This is a genomic window from Cetobacterium sp. ZOR0034, from assembly GCF_000799075.1.
Classification (GTDB): Bacteria; Fusobacteriota; Fusobacteriia; order Fusobacteriales; family Fusobacteriaceae; genus Cetobacterium_A.
Genome location: NZ_JTLI01000003.1, coordinates 36,635 through 48,017 on the forward strand (window position 1 = coordinate 36,635; position 11,383 = coordinate 48,017).

Sequence of the window (11,383 nt, forward strand, 5' to 3'; positions counted from 1 at the left end):
GTTTTGAACATTATTTGTTCTTCTAGAAAAAAAGGTTTTGGAGGGAGATATTTTGAAAAAAATTATAAGTGGGTTTTTATTACTTTCATCGATAGTGTTGGCTCAAGAAAAGGCAACATTGCTATATTTTAATGATTCACATGTAATCTATCCAGTGGTGGATAAACATGGTGAAAGAGGGGGAGTAGCAAGGGCTAAAACTGTGATAGATAAAGCTCGTAAAGAGAATAAAAATACCTTAGTTCTTCAAGGAGGAGATTTAGGAGGGGGAGTTTTATTTGGAGCTATTTATCATGGCTTTCCTATGATTGAAGCTTTCAATAAGATTCCGATAGATATCTCTAACTTTGGACAACATGAATTTGATTTTGGAGTAACAGAAGCTAGAAATTTAGTAGATAAATCAAACTTTGAATGGATTTCAAGCAATTTAAAAGAGAGTTCAGGAGAAGCATTCAATAAATCAAAAGAGTATATTGTAAAACAATTTGGAGATTTAAAAATAGGTTTTCTAGGAACTACAGATGGAATGAGTACAACAATCCAGACAACTGAAATTCATCAAGCTGATATATTTAAGAGTATTGAAGAGAATTTAGGGAAGTTAAAAAAAGAAAAAGTAGATTTTATAGTTTTACTAACTCAATCTGAGCCAGAATTAAATATTGAAATTTTAGAAAAATTCCCAGAGATTAACTCAATTTTAGCTGAAGAAAAATCTGAGAAGTACAGCTATGTAACTTATGTAGGAGAAAAACCAATTGTGTCTCCTCAAGGAAACATGGGATCTATTGTAAAAATTGAAATTATAAAAGAGAATGATGGTAAGATATCACAGAACCTATCATTTATTCCTTTGAATAACTCTGTAGAATCAGATAAAGAGTTGTTAAAATTGGAGAATTATTATAAAGATAAATTGGAAAAAGATTTAGGGGTTGTGATTGCTGAGGCTAAGATTAAGTTGGATTCAGGTTTCGGAGAGAATCATCATGCTAGATATGAAGAGAGTAATGTTGGAAATCTAATTGCAGATGCGTATAGAAATCATTTCAAAACTGAGATAGGATTTATGAATGGTGGAGGACTGAGAGCCAATATAGATGCAGGTGAATTCAAATTAAAGGATGCAATATCTTTACTTCCATTTTCAAATAAAGTTGGTGCTTTTGAATATACTGGGAAAACAATAGTAGAGGCTATAGAACACGGTGTAAGCAGTGTAGAGAAGAAAGCAGGAAGATTTTTACAGGTATCTGGACTAAAATATGAATATAAACCAGACAATAAAGTAGGAGAAAGAGTTCTTTCTGTCACAATAGATGATAAACCAATCCAGTTGGATAAAGTTTATACAGTAGCACTACCTCTATATATAAAAAATGGTGGAGATGGATTTGAGATGTTGAAAAATCCAGTTGGAACAGTGGATATAGCTTCAGAAAAAGTTATTGATTCGGATATATTCATAGATTATGTAAAAGAGATAAAAGAGCTAAATCCGAAACTCGAAAATAGAATTGTGGTTAAATAAAATACAATTTCGAAAAAAGATTGTTATTTTTTTCTGTTGCAAAATAAATATATTCCTGATATGATTTTATATAGCTCATATATACCTCAGATACGGTGAGGAGTCTCTACAATCAACCTTAAATTGATTACTATGACTTATTAAAATAATTTTTAATAACATTATTAGTTTGTAGAGTTTTGGGTATACTTTAACTATAAGAGAGGACACAAAACTATGAAAAAAATTATTACAGGCTTTTTAGTATTATCTTCAGTGGCATTTTCAAAGGAAACAATTCTAGTTCAAGGTGCTATGGATATGGAGGTAAATTACTTAATAAAAAGCTTACAAAATCCAATAAAGAATCATATTGGAGGTTGGACATTCTGGCAAGGAAATGTTGGAGAACATGATGTTATTGTTTCTAGAACAGAAGTTGGATTGGTTAATGCGGCAGCAGCAACAGCGATAGGTATTGAAAGATATAATCCTACAATTATTATAAATCAAGGAACATCTGGAGGGCATGATTCATCTCTTCACACAGGAGATATTGTTCTTGGAACAGAAGTTGTAAATATTGGTGCTATTAGAACAGAAAGAAAAGAAGAAGGCGTTTCTGAAAATATGAGAGATGGAATATTCTTTGATGTTGTTCAAAGGCTTAGAGATAAAGAGGATAAGTTGACGACATATGAAACATTCAAAAGTGATTTATCTTTAATAAAGATTGCTAAAAATATAAAATACACTAATGGAAAAATAGCTGAGGGAGTTATTGGTTCGGCTGATCAATGGAATAGAGAGATTGAAAGAATAAAGTATCTGAATACTACGTTCAAAACGATGACTGAAGAGATGGAATCAGTTGCCGTTGCTCAAACTGCAAAAGCTTACAATATTCCATTTTTAGCTGTTAGAGTTCTTTCAAATACAGAAATTCATGATGAAGAGTTTAATCCTAAAACAGCTCTTTGGTGTCAAGAGTTTACCTTAGATATTATTAAAAATATAAAATAACAAAAAATAGAGGGCAATAATCATAAGCCCTCTATTTTTTTTAAATATGTTTTCAAAATTTTCCAGGATAGTTCTAATGTGAATTCAAATCTTTGTATAGCTCCATCTTTTTGCTATAGAAATACCACCTTATTTTTTTAGTTTATTATTTTGATAGATATTTATAGATTCCTCTTATCCAGTTATCAAAATACATATGCTCATAAGACATAACATCGTACATTTTAGGTGAGATTGTTTGGAAGTACTCTTTAAAAAGATCTAAATCTAGAGCTTCCATTCTTGTTTCTCTTTTAATTTTTAAGAACATTTTTCTGATATCATTTGGCGAATAACCAGTATTCTTTTTTCCAAGATTGATAACCTCACCATTTTTTTTAAGTTTATTTTTTTGACAAAGTAAGAAAGCAGCTTGTTTAACAGCAAATACTCTATCAGTTAAAGCTAACCTTATCACAATCTCTTTTAAAGCAGTATATTTCTCATCATTTAAATCATATTCTTTTATTTTATTAATAGCTTCTAATCTAACTTTATAAGAAAGTTCATTTTTTAAATCTTTTATAATTGCTTGCATTTTATCTCCTTTTTTCACTTAAAGTTTCATATTATATTATAGCATAAAATATATTTTAATATATAACTATATATTGTGTTTTTTCAATAGAAAAGTATTTAGGAAAATGGTATGAAATAAAACGATTTGATCATAGTTTCGAAAAAGGCTTAAAAGCAGTAACAGCGGAGTATAGGAAAGAAAAAAATTCTGTATAAATATATGAAAGCATGATTCAAAAAGCTAAAGAGTTGGGATTTGATACAGAGAAATTGATAGATGGGCAATAAGATTAATATGATATTTTTTACTTTTGCAGTTAATTTAAAAGTAAATTAGAAAAATAAAAAATAGAATAATTTAGTTCAAGGAGTTAGAGTTTTTAAAAGTTTAATTCTTTGAATTTTTTATTTTATAATAACCGTTTTTATTAAAAGATGATATAATCAAATTGTTATATTTTAAATTGGGGAGTGGTGTATATGATTAGTGGAAAAGGTATTGTTATGATGCAAAATATAATAGAAAATAAGGGAGAAAAAAGTATAAAAGATCTTTCGAATGAATTAGATATGGGAGAAAGAGCAGTCAGATATGAAATTGAAAAAATTGAAGAGTATCTAAACTATAAATTTAAAGATAAACTAAATATTGAATTGTCTAAAGGGATAGTTAGACTTAATAACATTGAAAATATAAAAAATATACTAAGAGATAATTATAGTATAAAATTTTTATCTTCTGAAGAAAGGGAGTTATATATTCTTTTACAAATTCTATTTAAAAGATCTATAAATCAAGGTAAATCAGCAGAAGAATTAGATATAAGCAGAAATACATTGAAGCTATACATAAAAAATATAAAAGATTTGTTGAAAAAATATAATTTAGATTTAGAAGTTTCTGCTAAAAAAGGATTGGTATTAGTTGGAGAAGAGGAAAACATAAGATTATGTACGTTATCATTCTTTGGAATTTTAAAAAGTTTAAAAAACTCTTTATTTAAAGAAATTATTAATAAAGAGATATATTTAGATGAGAAAGGGATTATTACATTTATAAATTATTGCCAAAAACTAATGAATAGGATAATTTCAGATGAAGCATTTGAAATTATTAAAAAATATCTCAAAATGACGATATTAATGTATAAAGATGGAAATACTATTAAGAAAATTAAGAATGAAAATTTTTTAGAAGAAACGGAAGAGTATAAAGCTATAAAAAAAGCAAGTGCTTTAATAGAATCAAACTATGATATTGAATTGCCAAGAATAGAATACTTAAAAATAACAGATTTCTTTTTAGGGAGTCATACATATAATCAAAATTATTCGTATTATGAAAATTGGGTCGAAATGGAAGTTTTAATCAAAAAACTAATTCAAAACTTTAATAAAAGAATAGATGTAGATATTTCAAAAGATGATTTTCTTTTAGAAGGATTATTAAATCATTTAAAACCAACCATTTATAGAATTAAAAATGGAATTCAGTTGGAAAATTCAATTTACTTAGAGGTACTAGAGAGTTATCCTAATCTTTTTAAAATAACAAAAGAAGTTTTGAGTGAGTTTGAAAATTATATAGGACAAGATTTTTCAAATGATGAAGTAGCATTTATAACCATTCATTTCAAATCTTCTTTAGATAGAAATAGAGTTATCACAAGAGATAAGAAAAAAGTGTTATTAGTATGTGGTATGGGATATGGGACTTCAAAACTTTTGGCTCAACAATTGAAAGAATTATTTTCAATAGATATTATTGATATAATTCCTAAACATGTGTTAACAACAAGTTTAAATAAAAATGAAATAGATATAATAGTTACTACAGTAGATTTAGAGTTAGCAGATAAAATTGTTCCAATACTAAAGGTAAAACCAATATTATCTACTGAAAATATAAATCTATTAAAAAATAATGGTTTTGAAAAACGCAATAAAAAATATCTTTTGTCTGATTTTATGAATGAAATACAAAAAAATTGTACAATAAATGACAAAGAAAATATGATTGAATCTTTAAAGAGTATTTTAAATTCAAATTTAATAGATGATATTTCGCCAAAAAAAATTACAATTTTTGACATGTTAAATAAAAGACAAATATCTTTAGGAGAAATTGCCAAGGATTGGGAAGAGGCGGTAAGAAAAGCTGGAAATCTTCTATTAGAGAATAATTGTGTAGAGAAAAGTTATGTTGAAGATATGATTAAATGTATAAAAAATTATGGTAGTTACATGGTTATGGGGAAGAATATTGCTTTTCCTCATGCAAAAACTGACAACAATGTAAAAAAAACAGCTTTTTCAATACTTACCTTAAAAAATAGTGTTTTATTCCCTGGAGAGATACCAGTAAGAACTATAATAGCCTTTAGTTCAAAGGATAATAAAGAGCATTTGGATGGTTTTTTAGAAATAGTTGATGAGATTGAGAAGGTAGATTTTAATATTGAAAAATTTGTAAAAAAATTTTGAATAAAATAGGTTCTTTTTTATATTGCAAAAATGAAATATACTTTTAACATAAACGAAAACACAACAATCTGGAGGTAAAAAGTATGTCAAAAATTAGTAAAATAACTAGAGAATCTTGGATATTAAGCACATTCCCAGAGTGGGGAACATGGTTAAATGAAGAAATTGAAAATGAAAATGTTGTACCAGGAACTGTTGCGATGTGGTGGCTTGGATGTACTGGTCTTTGGATAAAAACAGAAGGAAATACAAGTCTATGTATAGATCTTTGGGTAAAAACAGGAAAAAAATCGGGAAAGAATCCACTGATGAAGCATCAGCATCAGCATCAAAGAATGATTGGATGTAAAGCACTACAACCAAATTTAAGAAATGTACCTTGTGTTATAGATCCATTTGGAATAAAAGAGGTTGATGCAATTTTATCAACTCATGATCACGGAGATCATATTGATGAAAACGTAGCAGCAGCGGTTATGCAAAATTGTGATTCTTCAGTTCCGTTTATTGGTCCTCAAGCATGTGTTGATTTATGGGTTAGTTGGGGAGTTCCAGAAGATAGATGTATTGTAGTAAAACCGGGAGACGTAGTAAAAATTAAAGATACAGAGATTATTGCTTTAGATTCTTTTGATAGAACAGAGTTAGTTACAGCTCCAGAAGGAGTTATTTTAAAAGATAAAATGCCTCAAGATATGGATAAATTAGCTGTTAACTATTTGATAAAAACTCCAGCAGGAAATATATATCACAGCGGAGACTCTCATTACTCTAATTATTATGCAAAGCATGGGAATGATTATAAAATAGATGTTGCTTTAGGTTCTTATGGAGAAAATCCTAGAGGAATGACAGATAAGATGACATCTGTAGATATGTTAAGAATGGCGGAATGTTTAAATACAAAAGTAGTAATTCCAATTCATCATGATATTTGGACAAACTTTAAAGCTGATCCGAAAGAAATTTTATATCTATGGAATATGAGAAAAGATAAATTACAGTATAAATTCAAACCATTTTTATGGGAAGTTGGTGGAAAATTCACATGGCCACTAGATAAAGATAAACTAGAATATATGTACGACAGAGGCTTTCATGATGCTTTTGCAATAGAACCTGATTTACCATTTAAATCAATGCTTTAAGACTTATAAAAAATAGATAAAGTATAGAGGAGGAGAAGTATGGGAGTGTTCACAATTTTTGAATTTTTCGTAAATAATATATTAACAAAACCTGAATTCTTTGTAGGAATTTTAGTTTTTATAGGTTATCTTTTATTGAAAAAACCATTTTATCAAGCTTTTTCTGGATTTATAAAAGCAACTGTAGGATATATGATATTAAACGTTGGAGCAGGTGGACTTGTATCAACATTTAGACCTATATTAGCAGGATTAAACGATAGATTTGGACTGAATGCAGCAGTAATTGATCCTTATTTCGGATTGAATGCAGTCAACAGTGCTTTAGAATCTATTGGACTTACAACCTCTTGGACGATGATAGCATTATTGATAGGGTTTAGTTTGAATATTGTACTTGTTTTATTTAGAAAATATACAAAAATAAGAACTCTTTTTATTACGGGGCATATTATGGTTCAGCAAGCTACTACAGCAACGTGGATAATCTTCTATGCTTTTCCTCAATATAGAAATGCAACTGGCGCAGTAATGATTGGTCTTTTTGTTGGAACATATTGGGCTGTTGCTACAAACTTAACTGTTGGAGCAACACAAAGACTAACAGATGGAGCAGGATTTGTAATAGGACATCAACAGATGTTTGCTATTTGGGCAACAGATAAAATAGCTCCCAAAATTGGAGATGCAAGTAAAAAATTAGATGATTTAAAATTGCCTGAATGGTTATCAATCTTCCATGATAATATTGTTGCAACAGGAACCTTAATGATTATATTCTTCGGAACTATTTTAGGAATACTTGGAGAAGACTATATGAGAATAGCAGATGCTAGAAATTTTGCACCGAGCTTAAATTTTGTTACATATATAGTGTCAAAATCATTATTCTTCTCTGTTTATCTAGCTATTTTAATGACAGGAGTAAGAATGTTTGTGAGTGAGCTAACTGAATCTTTCCAAGGTATTTCAAATAGGATCTTACCGGGAGTTATGCCTGCGGTGGATTGTGCAGCAGCTTATGGATTTGGATCTACAAATGCAGTATTGTTTGGATTTATATTTGGAGCATTAGGGCAATTCCTAGCAATTGCAGGGTTGCTAATATTTAAATCTCCAATTTTAATAATAACAGGATTTGTACCAGTATTCTTTGACAATGCTACAATAGCAATATTCGCTGAAAAAAGAGGAGGAGTTAAAGCTGCAATGATTTTACCTTTCATATCAGGAATACTTCAAGTTTTACTTGGAGGAGTAGCTGTAGCTTTATTTAAACTTCAAGGTTTTGGAGGATGGCACGGAAATATAGATCAAAGTACACTTTGGGTAGGACAAGGGTTTATAATGAACAATTTTGGTTTAATAGGCTATGCAGTTTGTATAGTTGGGATGTTAATAATACCAATAGTTCAGTATAGAAAAGTTAATAATCATGAGCTTTACTTTAATAACGAGGTAGAGATTGATGAAGATGAAGTTTTAGAAGCAAGTTATTAAAAATAATGGAGGTAAAATTATGATAAAGTTATTAGCTGTTTGTGGAAATGGAATGGGAACAAGTATGATGATGAAGATAAAAGCTAAGGGAATACTAGATAAACATAAAATCCAAAATTCATGTGAGAATTGCAGTATAGGTCAAGCAAAAGCAGCAACATCTATGTATGATATCATTATTGCATCAACACTCTTAGCTTCACAACTAAATCCAAGTGCAAAAACAAAAGTAATTGCTTTAAAAAATATATTAGATGTAAAAGAGATGGAAGCAAGAATACTGGAAATTTTAAAATAAATAAAAAAAGGAGCGGAGATATTCTGCTCCTAATTTTTTAAAAAGGAGTAAGAATATGAATCTAAAAAGTTCTTTAATAGAAAATAATTCAATAGCAATTGGACAGTCAGCAACTTCGTGGAAAGAAGCAATTAAAATATCTACAGACTTACTTGTTAAATCTGGAGCTGTTGAGGAAAGATATTATGATGATATTATAAAAAAAACAATAGAATATGGTCCATACTATATAATTATGCCAGAGGTTGCAATGCCCCACGCAAGACCTGAATCAGGAGTGATAAAAGATAGTTTTAGTTTAGTTACTTTAAAGGAGCCTGTTTTCTTTGGTGAAGATGTAGGTTATGTAAGTATATTGATTACTCTAGCGGCAACGAGTTCAGATAATCATAATGAATTTGGATTAGTGCAAGTTGCAGATCTGTTTGAAGATGAAGAGAATATCTTAAAAATTAAAAATGCCAAAACAAAAGAAGAAATTTTAAAATTAATTTAATTATAGAAAATTATAAAGTTATATTATAGGAGGAGTTAAAATGAGACCATTATTACAAGTAGCTTTAGATAACAATACATTAAGTGATGCATTAAAATCAATAAGTCTTTTAGGGGATGTAGTTGATGTAATAGAGGCTGGAACTATTTTATGTTTGCAAGAAGGAATGGAAGCTGTTAGATGTTTAAGAGCTCTTTATCCTGAAAAAACTATTTTAGCAGATACTAAATGTGCAGATGCAGGTGGAACAGTTGCAAAAAATTGTAAAGTAGCTGGTGCAAATTGGATGACGGTTATATGCTCTGCAACAATTCCAACTATGAAAGCAGCGTTAAAAGAGATTGATGATTTACAAGTTGAATTATATGGAGATTGGACATATGATCATGCAAGACAGTGGAAAGAAGCTGGCTTATCTCAAGTTGTGTATCATCAAAGTAGAGATGCACTTTTAGCAGGAGAGACTTGGGGTCAAAAAGATTTAGAGAAAGTACAGAAATTAATAGAGATGGGATTCAAAGTTTCTGTAACAGGTGGATTAGAATTAGATACATTAAAACTATTTAAAGGAATGGATATTTATTGCTTTATAGCAGGAAGATCTTTAAGAGATGCTGAATGTCCTAAAAAAGAAGCTCAAAGATGGCAAGAAGAAATCTTAAAAATTTGGGGGTAGAAGCATGTATAATTTAGATAAATTTCCTTTAGGAATATATGAAAAAGCTCTTCCCAAAAATATAGCTTGGAGAGAAAGATTGGAATATGCAAAAAATTTAGGTTTTGATTTTGTTGAAATTTCAATAGATGAAACAGATGAAAGATTGTCTAGATTAGATTGGTCTTTAGAAGAGAGAAAAGATTTTGTGAACGCTATTTTAGAAAGTGGAGTGAGAGTTCCATCAATGTGTTTTAGTGGCCATAGAAGATTTCCACTTGGTAGTGAAAATAGTGAAATTAGAAAAAAATCTTTAGAGCTTATGAAAAAAGCTATCCAACTAGCAGTTGATTTAGGAATTAGAAATATACAGATGGCAGGATATGATGTTTATTATGAAGATGGAAATGAAAAAACAAGAGAGTTTTATATAGATGGGATGAAACAATCTTTAAAATGGGCAGAGCAAGCCAACGTAATGTTATCAATTGAAATTATGGATCATCCATTTATGAGTTCGATAACTAAATATTTAGAGTTTGATAAGATTTTAAACTCTCCATTCTTAACAGTTTATCCAGATGTTGGAAATTTATCTGCATGGGGAAACAATATCAGAGAAGAGATTTTGAAAGGAAAAAAGAAAATAAGTGCAATTCATTTAAAAGATACTTTAGCTGTCACTGGGTCTTTTCCCGGAAAATTTAAAGAAGTTCCTTTTGGTGATGGATGTGTAGATTTTATACAATTCTTTAAACTTTTAAAAGAGATAGATTATAGCGGTCCATTATTAATAGAGATGTGGACAGAAAAATCAGAAGATCCATTAAAAGAAATTCAAAATGCAAAAAGATGGATAGAAAATAAAATGAAAGAAGGAGGATTCAAATGTTAGAGGAGTTGAAAGAAAGAGTTTTAAAAGCGAATTTAGAACTACCTAAAAAAGGTCTAATTACATATACATGGGGAAATGTTAGTGGAATTGATAGAGAGAAAAACTTGGTTGTAATAAAACCTAGTGGAGTAGAGTATGACAATATGACTGTAGCCGACTTAGTTGTTGTAGATTTAGATGGGAATATAGTAGAAGGACACTTGAAACCTTCTTCGGATACACCAACTCATTTGACTCTTTATAAAAATTTCCCTAATATAGGTGGTGTTGTTCATACACATTCAAGTTGGGCTACGATTTGGTCTCAAGCTGGAAAAGCAATTCCGGCTTATGGAACAACTCATGCTGATTATTTCTATGGTGATATTCCTTGTACAAGAAAAATGAAAAAAACAGAGATTGAAGGAGAATATGAATTAGAAACTGGAAAAGTTATTGTTGAAACTTTTAATGAAAATAACTTAAATCCAGATTTTACTCCAGCGGTTTTAGTAAACTCTCATGGCCCGTTTGCTTGGGGAAAAGATGCAGGAGATGCAGTTCACAATGCAGTAGTATTAGAAGAGTTAGCTAAGATGGCTTATAATACTGAGAATCTGAATAGAGAAGTTGAAAGAATGCAAAACGAACTTCTAGATAAACATTTTTTAAGAAAACATGGAAAGAACGCATATTACGGTCAAGGTACGGAGGCTAATTAAATGAAGATATTTATAGATACAGCAAATGTAGATGAGATAAGAGAAGCTAATGATATGGGGGTGATTTGTGGTGTAACTACAAATCCGAGCTTAATAGTAAAAGAAGGAAGAG

The 11,383-nt window shown here is 29.6% G+C and carries 13 protein-coding genes, 1 pseudogene and 1 riboswitch; of the genes and pseudogenes, 12 read left to right on the forward strand and 2 right to left on the reverse strand.

Features of this window, described 5'->3' with window-relative positions; translation table 11 throughout:
• Positions 1–52: 52 nt before the first annotated feature.
• Together L992_RS01285 and L992_RS01290 are read left to right on the forward strand one after the other, a co-directional pair.
• Positions 53–1,534 (forward strand): bifunctional UDP-sugar hydrolase/5'-nucleotidase, encoded by a 1,482-nt coding sequence (locus tag L992_RS01285; RefSeq protein ID WP_047382173.1) that lies wholly within the window; start codon positions 53–55, stop codon positions 1,532–1,534.
• Positions 1,535–1,589: 55 nt separating this feature from the next.
• Positions 1,590–1,687: riboswitch (purine riboswitch) on the forward strand.
• Positions 1,688–1,750: 63 nt separating this feature from the next.
• Positions 1,751–2,536 carry a 5'-methylthioadenosine/S-adenosylhomocysteine nucleosidase gene (locus tag L992_RS01290; protein ID WP_047382171.1) on the forward strand — a complete coding sequence of 262 codons (786 nt, stop codon included), beginning with the start codon at positions 1,751–1,753 and terminating at the stop codon, positions 2,534–2,536.
• 20 nt (positions 2,537–2,556) lie between these two features.
• Here the strand turns inward: L992_RS01290 and L992_RS13885 are convergent.
• Positions 2,557–2,637: pseudogene (locus L992_RS13885) on the reverse strand (hypothetical protein); the annotation flags it as partial.
• Between the two features lie 44 nt (positions 2,638–2,681).
• Positions 2,682–3,113, reverse strand: coding sequence for a hypothetical protein (locus tag L992_RS01295; RefSeq protein ID WP_047382169.1), 432 nt, complete (start codon positions 3,111–3,113; stop codon positions 2,682–2,684).
• Between the two features lie 86 nt (positions 3,114–3,199).
• Here L992_RS01295 and L992_RS13875 point away from each other — a divergent pair, with 86 nt between their 5' ends.
• From L992_RS13875 to L992_RS13285, 10 genes are all read left to right on the forward strand, one after another.
• Entirely contained in the window at positions 3,200–3,310 is a 111-nt protein-coding gene (locus tag L992_RS13875; RefSeq protein WP_304412941.1) for a lipocalin family protein, read from the forward strand.
• A gap of 264 nt (positions 3,311–3,574) precedes the next feature.
• Positions 3,575–5,578 carry a BglG family transcription antiterminator gene (locus tag L992_RS01300; RefSeq protein ID WP_047394009.1) on the forward strand — a complete coding sequence of 668 codons (2,004 nt, stop codon included), beginning with the start codon at positions 3,575–3,577 and terminating at the stop codon, positions 5,576–5,578.
• Between the two features lie 83 nt (positions 5,579–5,661).
• Positions 5,662–6,726, forward strand: a complete 1,065-nt coding sequence (ulaG, locus tag L992_RS01305; RefSeq protein WP_047394012.1) for an L-ascorbate 6-phosphate lactonase — start codon at positions 5,662–5,664, stop codon at positions 6,724–6,726.
• Positions 6,727–6,765: 39 nt separating this feature from the next.
• Positions 6,766–8,226 (forward strand): PTS ascorbate transporter subunit IIC, encoded by a 1,461-nt coding sequence (locus tag L992_RS01310; RefSeq protein WP_047394015.1) that lies wholly within the window; start codon positions 6,766–6,768, stop codon positions 8,224–8,226.
• A gap of 19 nt (positions 8,227–8,245) precedes the next feature.
• Positions 8,246–8,524, forward strand: coding sequence for a PTS sugar transporter subunit IIB (locus L992_RS01315; RefSeq protein ID WP_047394018.1), 279 nt, complete (start codon positions 8,246–8,248; stop codon positions 8,522–8,524).
• 55 nt (positions 8,525–8,579) lie between these two features.
• Complete coding sequence (locus tag L992_RS01320; RefSeq protein ID WP_047394019.1) at positions 8,580–9,020, forward strand: PTS sugar transporter subunit IIA; 441 nt, start codon at positions 8,580–8,582, stop codon at positions 9,018–9,020.
• Between the two features lie 40 nt (positions 9,021–9,060).
• Entirely contained in the window at positions 9,061–9,696 is a 636-nt protein-coding gene (locus tag L992_RS01325; RefSeq protein ID WP_047394020.1) for a 3-keto-L-gulonate-6-phosphate decarboxylase UlaD, read from the forward strand.
• A 4-nt stretch (positions 9,697–9,700) separates the two neighbouring features.
• Complete coding sequence (locus L992_RS01330; protein ID WP_047394023.1) at positions 9,701–10,570, forward strand: L-ribulose-5-phosphate 3-epimerase; 870 nt, start codon at positions 9,701–9,703, stop codon at positions 10,568–10,570.
• Positions 10,564–11,271 carry an L-ribulose-5-phosphate 4-epimerase gene (araD, locus tag L992_RS01335; RefSeq protein WP_047394025.1) on the forward strand — a complete coding sequence of 236 codons (708 nt, stop codon included), beginning with the start codon at positions 10,564–10,566 and terminating at the stop codon, positions 11,269–11,271. Before L992_RS01330 ends, araD begins: the two co-directional genes overlap by 7 nt.
• Positions 11,272–11,383 (forward strand): transaldolase family protein (locus L992_RS13285; RefSeq protein WP_304412942.1); only part of this gene is annotated, 112 nt, incomplete at its 3' end. It lies immediately after the preceding gene.

Bases quoted from the DNA above. Each gene is read 5' to 3' on its own strand.
- L992_RS01320 (WP_047394019.1), top strand. From the start codon at position 8,580: ATGAATCTAAAAAGTTCTTTAATAGAAAATAATTCAATAGCAATTGGA.
- L992_RS01295 (WP_047382169.1), bottom strand. From the start codon at position 3,113: ATGCAAGCAATTATAAAAGATTTAAAAAATGAACTTTCTTATAAAGTT.
- araD (WP_047394025.1), top strand. From the start codon at position 10,564: ATGTTAGAGGAGTTGAAAGAAAGAGTTTTAAAAGCGAATTTAGAACTA.
- L992_RS01300 (WP_047394009.1), top strand. From the start codon at position 3,575: ATGATTAGTGGAAAAGGTATTGTTATGATGCAAAATATAATAGAAAAT.
- L992_RS01290 (WP_047382171.1), top strand. From the start codon at position 1,751: ATGAAAAAAATTATTACAGGCTTTTTAGTATTATCTTCAGTGGCATTT.
- L992_RS01310 (WP_047394015.1), top strand. From the start codon at position 6,766: ATGGGAGTGTTCACAATTTTTGAATTTTTCGTAAATAATATATTAACA.
- L992_RS01330 (WP_047394023.1), top strand. From the start codon at position 9,701: ATGTATAATTTAGATAAATTTCCTTTAGGAATATATGAAAAAGCTCTT.
- ulaG (WP_047394012.1), top strand. From the start codon at position 5,662: ATGTCAAAAATTAGTAAAATAACTAGAGAATCTTGGATATTAAGCACA.
- L992_RS01325 (WP_047394020.1), top strand. From the start codon at position 9,061: ATGAGACCATTATTACAAGTAGCTTTAGATAACAATACATTAAGTGAT.
- L992_RS01315 (WP_047394018.1), top strand. From the start codon at position 8,246: ATGATAAAGTTATTAGCTGTTTGTGGAAATGGAATGGGAACAAGTATG.